At 67.9% G+C, this 16,156-nt stretch carries 14 protein-coding genes; 8 read left to right on the top strand and 6 right to left on the bottom strand.

The genetic code is table 11. The features are described 5' to 3' along the window. Position 1: 1 nt before the first annotated feature. Both ACWAT3_RS10310 and ACWAT3_RS10305 read right to left on the bottom strand, forming a co-directional pair. Positions 2–1,300, bottom strand: a complete 1,299-nt coding sequence (locus ACWAT3_RS10310; protein ID WP_460798160.1) for a restriction endonuclease subunit S — start codon at positions 1,298–1,300, stop codon at positions 2–4. After that, positions 1,297–3,246 (bottom strand): type I restriction-modification system subunit M, encoded by a 1,950-nt coding sequence (locus tag ACWAT3_RS10305; protein ID WP_460798158.1) that lies wholly within the window; start codon positions 3,244–3,246, stop codon positions 1,297–1,299. Before ACWAT3_RS10305 ends, ACWAT3_RS10310 begins: the two co-directional genes overlap by 4 nt. A gap of 102 nt (positions 3,247–3,348) precedes the next feature. Here ACWAT3_RS10305 and ACWAT3_RS10300 point away from each other — a divergent pair, with 102 nt between their 5' ends. After that, positions 3,349–4,038, top strand: a complete 690-nt coding sequence (locus ACWAT3_RS10300; RefSeq protein ID WP_460798157.1) for a hypothetical protein — start codon at positions 3,349–3,351, stop codon at positions 4,036–4,038. 168 nt (positions 4,039–4,206) lie between these two features. Here the strand turns inward: ACWAT3_RS10300 and ACWAT3_RS10295 are convergent, their stop codons facing one another. Further along, the gene (locus ACWAT3_RS10295) at positions 4,207–4,728 is read right to left on the bottom strand and encodes a TetR/AcrR family transcriptional regulator (RefSeq protein ID WP_460798156.1); all 522 of its coding nucleotides are present in this window, start codon (positions 4,726–4,728) and stop codon (positions 4,207–4,209) included. A 123-nt stretch (positions 4,729–4,851) separates the two neighbouring features. Here ACWAT3_RS10295 and ACWAT3_RS10290 point away from each other — a divergent pair, with 123 nt between their 5' ends. Together ACWAT3_RS10290 and ACWAT3_RS10285 are read left to right on the top strand one after the other, a co-directional pair. Beyond that, a complete protein-coding gene (locus tag ACWAT3_RS10290; protein WP_460798154.1) occupies positions 4,852–5,844 on the top strand; it encodes an SDR family NAD(P)-dependent oxidoreductase in 993 nt (330 codons plus the stop codon). 124 nt (positions 5,845–5,968) lie between these two features. Next, positions 5,969–6,454, top strand: a complete 486-nt coding sequence (locus ACWAT3_RS10285) for a pyridoxamine 5'-phosphate oxidase family protein (RefSeq protein ID WP_460798153.1) — start codon at positions 5,969–5,971, stop codon at positions 6,452–6,454. 28 nt (positions 6,455–6,482) lie between these two features. On the opposite strand, the gene ACWAT3_RS10280 is transcribed toward ACWAT3_RS10285, so the two are convergent. Both ACWAT3_RS10280 and ACWAT3_RS10275 read right to left on the bottom strand, forming a co-directional pair. Next, positions 6,483–7,670, bottom strand: coding sequence for a MalY/PatB family protein (locus tag ACWAT3_RS10280; protein WP_460798151.1), 1,188 nt, complete (start codon positions 7,668–7,670; stop codon positions 6,483–6,485). A 113-nt stretch (positions 7,671–7,783) separates the two neighbouring features. Then, positions 7,784–8,011 (bottom strand): hypothetical protein, encoded by a 228-nt coding sequence (locus ACWAT3_RS10275; RefSeq protein WP_460798150.1) that lies wholly within the window; start codon positions 8,009–8,011, stop codon positions 7,784–7,786. Positions 8,012–8,121: 110 nt separating this feature from the next. Between ACWAT3_RS10275 and ACWAT3_RS10270 the strand changes: the two genes are divergently transcribed. Further along, positions 8,122–9,645: an ATP-dependent DNA ligase gene (locus ACWAT3_RS10270; protein WP_460798148.1), complete on the top strand. Its 1,524-nt coding sequence runs from the start codon at positions 8,122–8,124 to the stop codon at positions 9,643–9,645. A gap of 31 nt (positions 9,646–9,676) precedes the next feature. Here ACWAT3_RS10270 and ACWAT3_RS10265 read toward each other — a convergent pair whose 3' ends face one another. After that, positions 9,677–10,606, bottom strand: a complete 930-nt coding sequence (locus tag ACWAT3_RS10265) for a hypothetical protein (RefSeq protein ID WP_460798147.1) — start codon at positions 10,604–10,606, stop codon at positions 9,677–9,679. Between the two features lie 159 nt (positions 10,607–10,765). Here ACWAT3_RS10265 and ACWAT3_RS10260 point away from each other — a divergent pair, with 159 nt between their 5' ends. The 4 genes from ACWAT3_RS10260 to purL all read left to right on the top strand — a co-directional run bounded on the left by ACWAT3_RS10260 (position 10,766) and on the right by purL (position 16,140). Continuing rightward, positions 10,766–11,059, top strand: coding sequence for a hypothetical protein (locus tag ACWAT3_RS10260; protein WP_460798146.1), 294 nt, complete (start codon positions 10,766–10,768; stop codon positions 11,057–11,059). A 169-nt stretch (positions 11,060–11,228) separates the two neighbouring features. Beyond that, positions 11,229–12,302, top strand: coding sequence for a hypothetical protein (locus ACWAT3_RS10255; RefSeq protein ID WP_460798144.1), 1,074 nt, complete (start codon positions 11,229–11,231; stop codon positions 12,300–12,302). Between the two features lie 117 nt (positions 12,303–12,419). Beyond that, positions 12,420–13,682: a serine/threonine-protein kinase gene (locus ACWAT3_RS10250; RefSeq protein WP_460798142.1), complete on the top strand. Its 1,263-nt coding sequence runs from the start codon at positions 12,420–12,422 to the stop codon at positions 13,680–13,682. A gap of 34 nt (positions 13,683–13,716) precedes the next feature. Further along, positions 13,717–16,140: a phosphoribosylformylglycinamidine synthase subunit PurL gene (purL, locus tag ACWAT3_RS10245; RefSeq protein WP_460798140.1), complete on the top strand. Its 2,424-nt coding sequence runs from the start codon at positions 13,717–13,719 to the stop codon at positions 16,138–16,140. Positions 16,141–16,156: the final 16 nt, after the last annotated feature.

The raw sequence follows: 16,156 nt of genomic DNA, 5'->3' as shown, positions 1-16,156 counted from the left end.
GTCATCGCGTCGCACCGACCTCGATCTTGCCGGTCACCGCTGCCGAGATCAGCGCGGCACGGCGCTCCCTTGCCAAGGCCACACCGCGATGAGCGACAGCGATCGCGCCGTCGATGCGCTTGGTGATGCTATCCAACCGCTCGACGATCTCGTGTTGCTCGCCGAGCGGCGGGACGATGATCGTGAACGACGCCGCATCGGCCTGATAGATAGTCCGATGAGTCGAGCCGGTCATCAGCCGCTCGAACTCAGGCTTCATCGCTTGGAACTGGTACCAGAGATACGCCGAAAGCAATTTCCCACCGGGAACCCAGTTCCAGAAGTCCTGGCTGGTCGCCATGTCCACGGGCATGATCCCCGCAAAACCCACGGACGCAGTGCGCGATAGCGCGACCGTCCCGGCCGGCAGTAGCTCCGCAGCAGAATTCGCAAGTCCGAGAGGCGAGATTTTCTCGCTCGTCTCGTCCATGTCTCGCCTCCCTTGCCGAAGCTGCCACACGTCGGCGAGCGTAAACCAGGGGATATCACAGTCGATCCAGTACTCCGGGTGCTGCCGGCTCGGCGTGTGCCCGGTCTTCATCGATGCGAACCGACGGATGTTTCCGACCTGCCAGTGTAAGGGGACCTCGGTCGCCCACTCCGTCCCGCTCGACTTAAGCGGGCCCCCATCTCTGACGCCTCGAGACACGGACCGCGCGATGAATGCTGAGCGGCGTTCGGTGAGGAGGGTGATGAGTTCCTGGCTCTTCGCGATGAACGCGTCGATCTGTGCCGTCTCCCGATCCAGATAGTCCGCAATCGCCCGCTGAGCGACAAGAGGCGGTTGTGGCACCACGAACGAACGAACTTGCTCTGCGTTCAAGTTGTCTTGGGTATTGCTCCGAAAGTGGAATGGCAGCGTCGGCTTGAGAGCTCTCGCGACCCAGTACAGGTAGCGGGAATCGGCCTGGTGCTCCCGCGCCTCCAGACCAACGATGGCCTGATTCCAAACTGCCGAGTCACGCAAGTACGCGACCGCACCGACGCTCGCGTACATCGCAAACAGCACGGTCTCGCGCTTGCTCGGTTGGAGCCGCGACGCCGACATTCCCGCCGGAGTCAGGAATCGCCCTCTGTGGTCAGCCCCCGCTTCGACACCACCCATGTCAGCGATCGAAAGCCAACGTGTCCCCGCCGACACGTCCCAGTAATCCTCGTCGGTAGACGCCGGTGTTCCGCCGGCTCGCAAGCTAGCAAGCCGACCGATCGTCGACAGCTTCCACGATTTTGGAAGCTCGCCGATCCAATCGCTTGCAGTCACCGTTCGACCTCGACGAGCATTGCGCGGAGTTGGTCCATGACCGCATCCAGGTCGCGGTCGATCTCTTCCAGCGGCCGCGGAGGGACGTACTGATAGAAGTGGCGGGTGAAGGGGATCTCCGCGCCTTCCTTGGTCTTCGTGTGGTCAACCCACGCGTCGGCCGCGTACGGCAGAACCTCGCGCGCGACGTAGGCGTCGACGTCTTCGTCCCACGGCACGTTCTCGGTGTCGCGGAGCGAAGCGTCCGGTTCGGGCTTGCCCTTCGCGTCGGTGCAAACGTCGGCTGTGTCATCCTGCTCACCGAGTTCGTTCGTTACCGTCTTCAGAAGCGGCGCCGGGAGGGCGAGACCTTCGACCTTCGCGGCATCCTTCAACGCCTTCTGGAACGCGCCCCGGTTCTTCCACACCGTGTCTGAGCCCAGTCGGTTGAGCGTGGCCCGCAGTGCATTAGCATCCGCTTCCTTGAGCTTCTGCACCGCCTTCGCCGCGAAGACCGCATCGATCCGTTCGGGGGTGGCCTGCCAGTTGAGCTTGAGCGGGCGTTCGACCGTGATCGTCCGGTACAGGAAATCCTCGTTGCGGAAGATCTTCGAGTGCTCGCCGTCCTCGAATCCGGCGTAAAGGGTGACGAGGTCCTTGATGTTGTGAGTCGAAAGTTCGTTGCGCTTCGAGCCGAGGCCCTTGCGCAGCTTCTCCTTCATCTCGCGACCGTCGATGAGCTGCACCTGGCCCTGGCGGTCATTGTCCTTACGGTTGGTGAGCACCCAGATGTAGGTGGAGATGCCGGTGTTGTAGAACATGTCCTTTGGCAGCCCGATGATCGCCTCAACGAGGTCGTTGTCGAGCAGCCATTTGCGGATGTTCGACTCGCCACCGCCGGCACCACCGGAGAACAGCGGTGACCCGTTGAGAACGATCGCGACGCGAGATCCGCCGTCTTCCCTCTTGCGCATCTTCGACACCAGGTGCAGCAAGAAGAGCATCGCCCCATCGCTGACCGCGGGGGTGCCGGGCCCGAAGCGCCCGTTGAACCCCAGGCGTGCGTGCTCCTCGTCGACGTAGGCGCGCTGGTCTTTCCAATCGACACCGAACGGCGGGTTGGAGAGCCCGTAGTCGAACTTCTTCTCGTCGAAGGCATCCTCGGTGAGAGTGTCGCCAAGCGCGATGTTGTCGACATCCTGCCCCTTGATGACCATGTCGGCCTTGCAGATCGCGTAGGAGGCGTCGTTGTAGTCCTGCCCGTACAGGTTCAACTGAATGTCGGGGTTCATCTTCCGCAGGTACTCGTCCGCGACCGACAGCATCCCGCCAGTGCCCGCCGTCGGGTCGTAGATCGAACGCACCACACCTGACTTCGACAACGCGTCGTCGTCGAGCGCGAACAGCAACTGCACCATCAGTGCGATCACTTCGCGGGGCGTGTAGTGATCACCCGCGGTCTCGTTCGAGCGCTCGTTGGCCCACCGGATCAGTTCCTCAAAGATGAGACCCATCTCGATGTTGCTGACCACGTTGGGGTGGAAGTCGGCCTGCGCAAACTTCTCCGTCACCGAGTAGAGCTTGTTCTTCTCGGCCAGCTTGTTGAGCGTCTTCTCGAACTCGAAGCGCTCGAAGATGTCGCGCACGTTCTCCGAGAACCCGGCCAGGTAGGCGGAGAAGTTGGACCGGAGATCTTGCGGGTCGGCAACGAGCTTCGCGAAGTCGAACGTGCTCGTGTTGTAGAACTGGTGGCCGGCAGCCTCCGTCAGGCGCAGGTGCCGCAGCACATCAGGCATCGTCTCGGTCGCTTTGGCGACGTTGGCGACCGTCGACTTCGTCTCTGCCAGCACTGCGTCGAGACGCCGCAGCACCGTGAACGGCAAGACCACCGATCCGTACTCCGACGGCTTGAACGGCCCCCGCAGCGACTCGGCGATGTTCCAGATGAAGTTGACGTGATTGACCACGAAGAATGCCCCTGTCCCTGGCGCCGAACGCGCGCCGTTCCCATCATGGCGCAGAACGGTAGTGCGATGGAGATGTCGGCGCCTGCTGCTAAACCCGTGTGCATGAGCGGACAGGCAACGTCATTGAACAAGAGAGTCGCAGCGTGGTTCGTGCCTGCGGCTGCTGGAAACGTCACAATCGTCTTCGCTGTGCTGATGATGTCGGCGTTGCCTCCGTTCACGGTTCCGATCGATGTTTCGCTGCAGCTCCTGCACACGTTCGTCAGTCCGCTGCACTCGACGGAACTGCTCTTCTTCACGACGGTCCTCAGTTTGCTCGCGGCCCTCAGCGGCCAACCCGTGAACGACGACTCCGCCGAGGGGAACAGGAAGATCGCCCGTGCTCTACAACTCGCCATGACCGTCATTCTCAGCGTCGCAGCCGTGATGATTTGGTCTGAACCGCCATCTGCTGCGTACGTCGCCTTCGCGATCCTTCTGGGGTTCGTTAGTTATGTGCTCGCCGAACGGCTCGCGCCTCCGCCGCTCGTCTCAGCTGAACAGCGGTATCTCCTCGCAACCGAGAGCCACGTGCATCGCGCGGGATGGGCGAACCGAGCCCTAGGCGCTGGCTGGCAGGCAGCACCTCGTCCACGGAGTTGGCTGGTGCTCACGGCTTACACGATCTGTCCGATCATGGGCGTGATGACCGTCTCGGAACGGTCTATCGCTCGGGTCGTCCGATCATGCACGATTTCGTGCTGCTTGCTGCGACCGCGCGAACGGTGCACTCTGTCGAAGGTGGCCTCCTAGTTGTCTGGCCGCAGGTGCGCGACGAGTACGCGACCCTCTGGGGCTCCGCGTCACCGACGGCCTAGAACTCCGCAAGCCGTACCACCGCATCCAGAACTGCCGTCGCCCCGCTTTCAGAATTCCACGCGCCCCGTTTCCCACGCCCCAGCGAGCTTGGGGGTCAACGAGCTATCGGGCGATCCCTCGCATCAGGACCCCCACGACGGCATCCATCTGATCGGCCCCGAGCACCTTCCCTTGAAGAGCCGCATACGAGGCCATCGCTACGAACTGATCCGCGATCACGGCGGCATCCACATCCGGCCGCACATCCCCGGTCTCGATCGCCCGATCCAGCCGCTGCGACACCCATCCGCGGATCGGCGCGGCCAACTTCTCGTTCAGCGCGGCGCCCAGTTCGGCATCCGTCGCCGTCACGGCGATCAGCGCTCGCGCGAGCGCCACACCGTCGGCATCGCCGAGGGCAGCCGACATCGCCGAGAACCACGCCCGCAGGTCGGCCTCGAGGTCCGCGGAGTGCGGGAGAGCGACGTCCGCGCCGGGAAGCTCGCCGTCCAGAAGCGCCTCCCCGAGGACCGCCGCCTTCGACGGCCACCACCGATATATCGTCTGCTTCGACACCCCGGCCGATTCGGCGAGTCCCTCCATGGAGACCGCCGCATACCCGTCCGCCGCCACGGCGCGACGCATTGCCGCCAGCACGGCTTGGCGAGCTCTCTCACTGCGAGGACGAGGCACCCTCCGAGCGTAACCAGGCGTAGACTGGAATATAAGTAGACGCACCGTTGCGAAATACCCGAGCAAGGAGAAGACATGGCCCTGACCGCACACTCCACCATCGGCGAATGGCTGAACGACCCGACCGGCGGACCGCTCATCCGCGGCCTGTTCGAGAAGACCGGCGCTGACCCCGAAGTCCTCACCCCCGTCCTCGGCCTGCCGCTGCAGCAGCTCGTCGCGATGAGCCAGGGCGCGCTCCCGCAGTCGATCGTCGACGACCTCGTCCGCTCCGCGAACGACGGTGAGCTGCCTGTCGAAGAGGCAGCCCCCGAGGTTCCGACCGGAGCCCGCTTCGCCGGCAAGACCGTGATCGTCACGGGCGCCGCATCCGGCATCGGCAAGGCCACCGCGACCCGCATCGCCCGCGAAGGCGGCCGCGTCATCGCCAGCGACATCGCCGCCGACAAGCTCGAGGTGCTCAAGGCCGAACTTCCGGATGCCGACATCACCACCGTCGCGGGCGACCTGACGAAGCAGGACGCCATCGACGCCGTCATCGCCGCCGCAGGCGAGCGCATCGACGGCCTCGCCAACATCGCCGGCATCAACGACGACTTCTCGCCAGCCGGCGAGACGACGGATGCCGTGTGGGACCGCGTCATCGCCATCAACCTGACCGCGCCGTTCAAACTCATGCGCGCCGTCCTGCCCCTCATGGAGGCGGCGGGCACGGGGTCGGTCCTCAATGTCTCCAGCGAGGCCGGCATCCGCGGCAACGCATCCGGCAACGCCTACACGGCGAGCAAGCACGGCATCATCGGCGTCACCAAGTCGGCCGCGTTCATGTACGGACCGAAGGGCATCCGCGTGAACTCGGTCGCGCCTGGTGGCGTCGCCACCGGCATCCCGATGCCTCCGAACATGTCGGAGTACGGCTCCGCACGTCTGGCCCCGTTCCAGCAGGCGATCCCGACCGTTGCGACGGCCGAGCAGCTGGCCGCGTCGATCACCTTCCTGCTCTCGGACGACGGCGTGAACATCAACGGCGCGATCCTCGCGTCGGACGGCGGATGGTCGGTGCAGTAAGCCATCCGGGGCATCGCCGCGCACCCGTAGCCGCTGTCGGCCCCACCCTCAACCCCCTCGGCGCATTCCCGCCGAACAGGCATCGTTGCGTGTGCAGCATCCAACGACAGGGAAAGGTGGCACCATGACTGACACGATCGACGAGCGCAAGAAGGTCGCCGAGCTCATCAAGGACTTCCGCTTCGCGATGTTCGTCACCCGGCACACCGACGGCAAGCTGGTCGCCCATCCGCTCACCGTCCAAGAGGCGGAGTTCGACGGCGACCTGTGGTTCCTCGTCTCGAAGTTGTCGTCTCCCGTGGCGGACCTCGCCGCGGACGCGGACGCGAACGTCTCGTTCAGCTCCTCCGATTCGTGGCTGTCGCTCTCCGGCACGGCACGACTCGTCGACGACCGTCAGAAGATCGAAGAACTGTGGAACCCGGTGGTGGAGGCCTGGTTCCCCGAGGGTCAGGACGACCCCTCCATCGGCCTGCTGAAGTTCACCGCCGATTCCGTGGAGTACTGGGACAGCCCTGGCGGAACAATCGCGAGCGCGTTCAGCTTCGTGAAGTCGAAGATCACCGGAAAGCCGTACGACGGCGGCGAGAACGCGAAGGTCGAGCTCTAGGAGCACCGCCCGCGAGGCCGTTCGGCGGTCACCCCCGCCGAACGGCCTCGCCCATGGCCGCGAACGCCTCCTCGAGAATCGGCCGCGGCGTCGCGAACACCACGCGCACGAAGTCCTCGTATCCGCGCCCGAGCAGGCGGCCTTCGGTGAGGACGACACCGGCCTGCTCGCGGAAGAACTCCGCGGGCGGTCCGGGGATGCCGAGGGCCTTCGTATCGATCCAACCGATGTACGTCGCCTCCGGCGCGCGGTACACGGCTCCGGGCAGATGCTCCGACACGAGCGATCCGAGCAGCGATCGAGAGCCGTCCAAGTAGTCGATCACGCCCTCCAGCCAGGGCTTCCCCGACCGGTACGCGGCCGTCGAGGCCACCACGCCCAGCGTCGCCGCGCCGTGCTGCACGGAGAACCCGAACCCACGGTAGATCTGCTGGTCGGCATCGTTCGAGGTGATCAGCTGCGCGGTCTTGAGGCCGGGGATGTTCCATGCCTTCGACGCGCTCGTGCCGGTGAGCGTATGCGCGGCCGTCGCCTCCGAGACGGACGCGTACGGGATGAACGGCCGCTCATCGAACCGCAGCGGCGCGTGGATCTCGTCGGCGAACACCCGCCCGCCGTGCCGCTCAACGATCTCGGCGATGGCCTCGAGCTCGGCCCGATCGGCGACCGTCCCTGTCGGATTGTGGGGGTTGCACAGCACGAGGGTGCGCGCGCCGGCGGCGAACGCCTCGTCGATGCGCTGCAGGTCGTGCTGCCACCGACCGTCGACCTCGCGACCCGGCACCTCGATCACCGGATGGCCGATGGTCGGCAGATACGACAGGAACGGCATGTACGCCGGTGTCGGCACGATCACCGGCGACCCGGCCGGCGCGTATTCCTCGACCGCGACCCGCAGAACGGCCATCACGTCGGACACCGGATGCACGCGCTCCGGGTCGATCGACCAGCCGTACTCGGCACTCATCCAGTCGGCGGTCGCGACCCCCAGCTCCGCCGCCAGCGCAGGCGACAGGTAGCCGAGATTCTCCTCATCGATCGCGCGGTGCATCGCCGCGGCGATCTCGGGCGCGACCCCGAAGTCCATCTCGGCGACCCAGGCGCCGATGCGCCCCGGATGCAGGCTCCACTTGCGGCTCTCTGGCCGATCGAGCTGGAAGCGGGTCCTGGCATCGAACGGATGCAGGGCCGCGTCGGCGGTCTGGATCTCGGGCACGCGGGGGCTCCTTCGCAAGCGGGAACATTCAATCTAATGACGGTTCCGTGCCGGCGCACGTCTCGTGTCCGCGGATGACGTCGGCACGACGCCGCCACGGGACGCGCGACCGCTCAGGTCATGAACTCCCGCGGATGCCGGTCGTAGACGTTCGCGTCGGCCGACGGGCCTTCCTCGGTCCGCACGGTGTGCTGCACCTGGCGCGCCGCAGCCGCCCCGCGTCCGACCTTCGCGGCCTCCGCCTTCGAGGTGAAGCTGGCCCCCAGAGTGCGGGGCTCCCCCTCGATCCGGTTGAACCAGATGCCGTCTCGGTGGAACGTCTCGATATCGCCTGCAGCCATGCCGTTTTCCCTTCTCTCTTCCTCCTTTCTACGTCGGCTGCCCCCGAGCGAAGAGCCCCTTGACACGAAAATCCGGCCTCGGTGTCCCACCCCGGTGCGACAATCTCCTCATGAAGCTCGCCGAGCTCGTCACCACCGCCGAAGAGGTCGCCGCGACGTCGTCGCGCCTCGCGAAGATCGCCGCGCTCTCCGGCCTGCTCACCCGCGCCGAACCGGGCGAGATCGCCCCACTGACCGGCCTGCTTCTCGCCAACCCTCGACAGGGTCGGCTCGGCGTCGGATGGCGCGGGCTCACGGCGCTCGACGTCACCCACGTCGACGACCCCACCCTGACGATCACCGATGTCGATGCGGCCCTCGATGCACTCGCCGCGGCATCCGGCACCGGATCGGCGGCCATCCGCACGGCGACCCTCACCGACCTCGCGTCTCGCGCAACCGCCGCGGAGTGGGATCTCCTCGCCCGCGCCATGCTCGGCGAGCTGCGCACCGGCGCCCTCGGCGGCGTCCTGGTCGATGCGATCGCCCGCGCATCCGACCGGCCGGTGGCACTCGTCCGGCGGGCGGCGATGCTCATCGGCGACCTGGGCGAGACCGCCGTCCTCGCCCTCACCGGCAGCGCGGACGATCTCGAAGCCGTCGGGCTGAAGGTCGGGCGACCGGTCCTGCCGATGCTCGCCTCGACCGCCGCGACACCCTCGGCGGCGCTCGAGATCACCGGTGAGGCATCCGTCGAGTACAAGCTCGACGGCGCGCGCATTCAGGTCCATCGGCACGGCGACGACGTCGGCGTCTACACGCGCAGTCTCGCCGACATCACCCATCGCGTTCCCGAGATCGTCGAGATCGTCCTCTCGCTGCCGGCACACGATCTCATCCTCGACGGCGAGACCCTGGCCCTCGACGAGGACGGCGGTCCACGACCCTTCCAGCAGACCATGTCGCGCTTCGGCGCTGACGTCTCACGCGAACTCGCCCTCCGACCCTGGTTCTTCGATGTGCTGCACGTCGACGGGCACGACCTGCTCGACGAACCGCTGTCGATCCGCCGCGCAGAGCTCGACCGGGTCGCCGGCGAATGGCGGATGCCGGGCATCATCACCGCCGACCCCGCGGCCGCCGAGCAGCTGTCCGCCGAGGCCCTCGCCGCCGGACACGAGGGCGTCCTCGTCAAGGCGATCGACTCCCCCTACGCCGCGGGACGACGAGGAAAGTCCTGGGTCAAGGTCAAACCCGTCCTCACCTACGACCTCGTCGTGCTCGCCGCCGAATGGGGCTCCGGGCGACGGCGAGGCACGCTGTCGAACCTGCATCTCGGCGCGTACGATCCCGACGGCGAATTCGGCGACCCTGGCGGGTACGTCATGGTCGGCAAGACCTTCAAAGGACTCACGGACGAACTGCTGCGGTGGCAGACCGACACGTTCCCGTCCTACGAGACCACGCGGTCGCCCTCGACGGTCTTCCTCCGCCCCGAGCTCGTCGTCGAGATCGCCATCGACGGGGTGCAGCGGTCACCGCGCTATCCCGGCGGCATCGCTCTGCGCTTCGCCCGCGTGAAGCACTACCGGCCGGACAAGACCGCGACGGATGCCGACACGATCCAGACTCTGCGCGCGCTGCTGCGCGGCTGACCGCGGCGCAGTGCGAGCAGCACGCCGCAGGTCACGATGTGACCGCGGCATCCGCCGTACGAGACGACCGCTTCGCGACGGCCAGGCGCACGATCGAGCCGACCACCGCGATCAGCACGGCCAGCACCACCGGGCGCCACATCTCCATCAACGCGACGGGGAAGACCTGCATCGACGCCTCGGCCATCTCGCGCAGATCGCCTTGCAGCACCCGCATCCCGAGCCCGTACCCGATCGCCGTGAACACCGCAGGCACGACCCAGAGCGACAGCAGGGCGATCGCCCACACCGCGAGGCGACCCACCGGCCGCACCCCGCACCAGATCAGCGCCGCCCCCACGACCACGGCCGGTAGCCAGAAGCCGATGGTCGACACGACCATCCATGGCCCGCTCGGCCCGGCGAATGCCGAGAACCAGCGCACGGCCCAGGTGCCGAACGGCACAGCGGCGAGCGCGATCCCGAGGGACGCGACCGGGACCAACGGATGCGACGTCATCCACAGGCCCAGCTGCGCCAGCAGCGCCGCCACGACGGTGCCGCCCAGCATCCCGCCGAAGTACAGCACCGCGCGGGTATCGGCCGCACTCTCCGTCAGCCCGAGGCCGCGGGCGAGCACGACGAAGCCCTGCACCGCGGCGATCGCATGCACGAGCGCGACACCCAGCGCCGCCGGCCACACGGACACCGCACGGCGGCGCCGCGCCACGCGTACGGCGACGCCGGCGAAGACACCCCCGAGCAGCACGAGCGAGAACAGCAGCGTCGCGTAGTACTGACTCAGCGGCAGCAGCACGAACGGCATGCCCTCCGGCAGAGTCTGCGCCGCCCAGAGGTTCTGCAGCGGCAGCGTCCCGGCGACCACCCACGGCAGCAGCCCGAGCACCGCGCCGAGCACACCGAGCACGAACGGCAGCATCCGGCCGGGCTTCGCCTCGGGCGCGTGCGGAGAGTCGGTCATCCTCACACGCTGGCACAGGATGCCGGAAACCGCGCGCACGACGGGCAAACGGCCGACCGTGTCCGGGCAGAACTGCCCCTTCCGCTTCCGGCACGACCTCCTAGGCTGAAGCTGCACGTGGCGCCGCCACGATCTCGCACGACGACCGGGGGTGATCTCGTGACAGACGTCGCCATCTTCCACGCCGAGCTCTCCCAGTCGGGATCCGCCTTCTCGACGGCCGCCCTCGATCTCCAGTTCGACATCACCAACCTGATCGGCGACGACCCCGGCGTCGAGGCCCCGATCGGCAGGAACCAGTTGAGGGCGGAGCTGAACCGGCGCATCGACGAGCTGCACGATGCCGTGTTCTCGTACTGGGAATCGACCGCAGCGCTCTCGTCCTCAGCCTTCGCCATCACCGCCGACTACTCCGAACTCGATGAGGAGCTGTCCGGCGAGGGCACCCCATGACCCTCACCTCCCCGCTCAGCGGCTATCCACTCGAGCGGATCGCCGGCAGTCGGCGAGATGGCCCTGTGGTCCGCTCAGTTCGACATCGTGGCCGAGCATCTGGGCGCCGCGCGCAGCGCATCTCCGCCGCGAGCTGGACGGCGTCGGGCCGGTCGGTGACGTGCTCGCGGTGGGCGACGTCATCCGTGTACGCGTCGTGCGGTCCCCCGGCAGGCCGCTGGCGCTCAGCCGCACGGATGCCGACCCTGATGCGCCCCTGGTCCCCGCCCTCCCGCTCGTCGTCGGCGGGGCGCCCTGGCCGAGCGAGGTCCGAGACCTCCAGCCGGTGGCGGATGCCGAGTCCGACGCGTCGGCGGCAGCACCCGCGGTGGATGCCGGGCCCGACGCGTCGGCGGCAGGGCCGGTGATCGCGGCATCCGTGGTTTCGGCATCCGTGGTTCCGACTCGCGACGACTATGCGACTCGCGCCGACGTCGCGGTGCTGGCGAGGGCGATCACTCGCCTTCGAGCCGACCTGCTGGCGCTGAGCGATCTCGTCGAGGGGGCGACGGCGGGTGGGGCGGAGTCTGCACACCGGCTGGCGGCAGCGGGCGACACTGCGCCTGCATGCGGCGCGGCGCCTGATCACCGATCAGCGGCTGCGTCCGGCACGACGGATGCGTCCGGCACGGCGTCCGACGCCGAGTCCACGGCGCTAGGCCTCGAGAACGAACGTCTGCGTTCACAGCTGGCCGCCGAGCGCGCGAACGCGGAGGCGAAGCCCGGCCATGCCGCACCGGACAGCCGCGAGACGAGCCAGGCCCTGCGCGATGCCCGCCGGGCCGCTGAGCGCTCGCATGTGGACACCACGGCCGACGGCATCCGGTTCGAGATCGACCGCACCTGGGGCAACCGCACCGCACCCGGAGAACGAGGGCGATGGCCGCTGCGGGAATACACGCTCGGCGCGGACTTCGTCGACTCCCTCGAGGGCCTCGATGAGAGCCAGCTGAGCAAGGCGATCCGCACCTGCGTGGACGCGATCACCGGACGCGACCGCGAGATCCCGGCGCGCGAGCTGCATCGGCTGCGCAGCGGAGAGGGCGGCGACGACGCCTACGTCGTCCGCGAGGACGGCGCCCGATGCATGCGTTCGAGCGTCGAGCAGAACGTCGAGGGCGCGCGACGTCTGCACTACTGGGAGCTACCAGGCGACGTCGTCGAGCTCGGTCGCATCGTGCACCGTGACGATATCAGGCCGTGACCCAGGCGGACCGCGGAATCATCCTTTCGCCGCGACGTCAAGGCCGCTGACGATCACCGCGATGGACGATAGCTTCTCTCGGATGCATGACCCGGATGCACGCACGAGGAGTTCGCGATGACGCTGGAAGTCGTATCGCCGACGGCCGCCCTGCTGGACAGCAGGTACCTTCTGGAGGAACCCGTCGGCAAGGGCGGGATGTCGACGGTCTATCGCGCCGAGGACACCCATCTCGGACGGACCGTGGCGATCAAGATGATCCACGACCGCCACGACATCCTGGGCTCGGGAGACCGGGCGCACACCGAGAAGGCGCTGCTCGCATCGCTGAACCACCCGTCGCTGGTGACGCTGTTCGATGCACAGCTCGAACCGCATCGTCCGAGGTACCTCGTCATGGAGTACATCGACGGGCCGACGCTGGCGGACCTCATCACGGACGGACCGCTTGCGCCCCGTCAAGTCGCAGGCATCACGCGAGAGCTCGCGGACGGCCTCGCCGCCGCGCATGCGGCCGGGATCGTCCACCGCGACGTGAAACCGTCGAACGTACTCCTGGCGCGCACGGGCGACCCCGGCATCCCCTGGGCGGCGAAGCTGGCCGACTTCGGGATCGCCTGCGCGATCGATCGGTCGCGCTCCACCGGACGCGGCATCGTGCTCGGCACTCTCGCCTACATGGCGCCGGAGCAGCTGCGCGATGCCGACCCCGGCACCCCCGTCGACATCTTCTCCCTCGGTCTGGTCGCGCTCGCGGCCCTGACCGGCACGACCGGCTACCCGGAGCTGGGCTCCTCCGGTCGCTCCGCGGCGATGGCTCGGCTGCTGCGGCCGCCGACGATTCCGGATGCCGTCGACGACCCGTGGCGCGACCTGCTGGAGCGGATGACACGACTGGATCCGGCTGAGCGGCCGACTGCTGTCGAGGTGGCGGCGCTGACCCCCGCCGGCGACCCGTCCCCGCCGACCGGGCCGACCACCGCACTGCCCGCGGCAACGGCCGCCGTCCCCACCACCCCGCCCGCGGCATCCAGCACCCGCCGGCGGCGGCACCTGATGCTGGGCGCAACCGGGCTGGCGCTCGCGGCTCTCATCGCCGGCGCCGCCTTCCTCGTCCCGTCGCCGAACGAACCCGGACGGATCGCCGCCTCGACGACGCTGCGCACGACCCTCGTCGTGACGGAGCCGACAGACACGGCAACGGATGCGGACGACGACGGTCAGGGTGCGCCGGCCGACGTCGTGATCGAGCAGGCCGACGACCGCAGCGGCACGGCCAACCAGGGCAACGGCGACGAGAACCGGGGCAAGGGCAACAACAACGGCGAGGGCAACAACAACGGCGAAGGCAGCGGCAAGGGCAACGGCAGGAGCAAGTGACCTCCGGAGCGCCTGATCGCAGGGCCGTCCGCGGATGCCGAGCACAGCGTCCGACCCGCTGAAACCGGGAGGACGCCGCGCCGGTAGACTGGACTCGCCCCGCTCGGCCCTTTCCCTTGGAGTGCGCGTGACCACCCCTGAAGCATCCGCCCGTCAGCACGTCCCCGACTCCGTCGAGAACGCCGTCGCCACTCCCGACAAGGAGCAGCCGTACGCCGCCCTCGGTCTGAAGGACGACGAGTACGCCCGCATCCGTGAGATCCTCGGCCGCCGCCCCACCTCGGGCGAGCTGGCGATGTACTCGGTGATGTGGTCGGAGCACTGCTCGTACAAGTCGTCGAAGAACTACCTGCGCCGGTTCGGCCAGAAGGTCTCCGACGAGATGAAGGAACGCCTGATGGTCGGCATGGGCCAGAACGCGGGCGTCGTCGACGTCGGCGAGGGCTGGGCCGTCACGTTCAAGGCCGAGTCGCACAACCACCCCTCCTTCATCGAGCCCTTCCAGGGCGCGGCCACCGGCGTCGGCGGCATCGTCCGCGACATCATCTCGATGGGCGCCCGCCCCGTCGCCGTCATGGATGCCCTCCGCTTCGGCGCGATCGACCACCCGGACACCGCCCGCGTCGTGCACGGCGTCACTGCCGGCATCAGCTTCTACGGCAACTGCCTGGGTCTTCCGAACATCGGCGGAGAGACCGTCTTCGACGCCGTCTACCAGGCCAACCCGCTCGTGAACGCGCTCGCCGTCGGCGTCCTGCGTCACGAGGACCTCAAGCTCGCGAACGCCACCGGCGTCGGCAACAAGGTCGTGCTCTTCGGTGCCCGCACCGGCGGAGACGGCATCGGCGGCGCCAGCATCCTCGCCTCCGACTCGTTCGACGATGGCGGCCCCACCAAGCGCCCCGCCGTCCAGGTGGGCGACCCGTTCGCCGAGAAGGTGCTCATCGAGTGCTGCCTCGAGCTGTACCGCGGCGAACTCGTCGAGGCCATCCAGGACCTCGGTGCCGCCGGCATCTCGTGCGCGACCAGCGAGCTCGCGGCCAACGGCAACAGCGGCATGAAGGTATCGCTCGACAACGTGCTGCTGCGCGACCCCACGCTGACCGCTGAGGAGATCCTCATGTCGGAGTCGCAGGAGCGCATGATGGCGATCGTCGCCCCCGAGAAGCTGGACGCCTTCCTCGAGGTCGTCGGCAAGTGGGAGGTCGAGACCAGTGTCCTCGGCGAGGTCACCGGAGACGGACGCCTCATCATCGACTGGCAGGGCGAGCGCATCGTCGACGTCGATCCGTCCACCGTGGCCGTCGATGGCCCCGTCTACGACCGCCCGGTCGCCTACCCGACGTGGATCGATGCCCTCCAGGCGGATGCCGCCGAGAACCTGCCCCGCTCGAACGACCCTGCCGAGTTGAAGGACCAGTTCCTGAACCTGGTCGCGTCGCCGAACCTCGCAGACACCCGCTGGATCACGAACCAGTACGACTACTACGTGCTCGGCAACACGGCGCTCGCCTTCCCCGACGACGCCGGCATGATCCGCGTGGACGAGGAGTCCGGACTCGGCTTCGCGATCGCGACCGACGCCAACGGCCGCTACTGCCAGCTCGACCCGTACGCGGGCGCGCAGCTGGCCCTGGCCGAGGCCTACCGCAACGTCGCCGTCACGGGTGCCACCCCGACCGCGATCACCGACTGCCTGAACTTCGGATCCCCCGAGAACCCCGAGGTCATGTGGCAGTTCGGTCAGACCGTCGACGGCCTCGCCGACGGCTGTTACGAGCTGGGCACGCCCGTCACGGGCGGCAACGTCTCGTTCTACAACCAGACCGGTGACGTCCCGATCCACCCGACCCCGCTGGTCGGCGTGCTCGGCCTCATCGACGACGTCTCGCGCCGCATCCCGTCCGGATGGCAGGACGAGGGCCAGAACATCTACCTGCTCGGCACGACGTCGACGGAGCTCTCGGGTTCGGCGTGGGCCGAGACCGTGCACGCGCACCTCGGCGGGCTGCCGCCGAAGGTGGACCTCGCCGCCGAGAAGCGCCTCGCCGGTCTCATCGGAGCGGCCCGCGACGAGTGGCTGATCTCGTCGGCGCACGACCTGTCCGAGGGCGGCCTCGCCCAGGCACTGGCCGAGGGCGTCATGCGCTTCGGCGTCGGTGCTCGCGTCTGGCTCAACGAGATCATCGAGCGAGACGGAGTGGATGCCGCGACCGCGCTGTTCTCCGAGTCGACGGGACGCGTCATCGTGACCGTGCCGCGCGAGGACGACGTGAAGTTCCGCGGCCTCTGCGAGGGACGCGACTACCCCGTGATGCGCATCGGCGTCACCGACACCGAGCCGCAGCTCGAGGTGCAGGACGTCTTCACCGTCTCCGCCGCTGAGCTCCGCGAGCGCTCGCAGGCGACACTGCCCAGCTACTTCGGCCCCACCGTGACCGAGTCGGTCTCGGCCTGAAACTCCAGGAGCACAT

The sequence above is a fragment of the Microbacterium sp. GXF0217 genome, assembly GCF_054798195.1.
The sequence above is the reverse complement of the archived record's forward strand: the minus strand, read 5'-3'. Positions and strand labels throughout refer to the sequence as shown.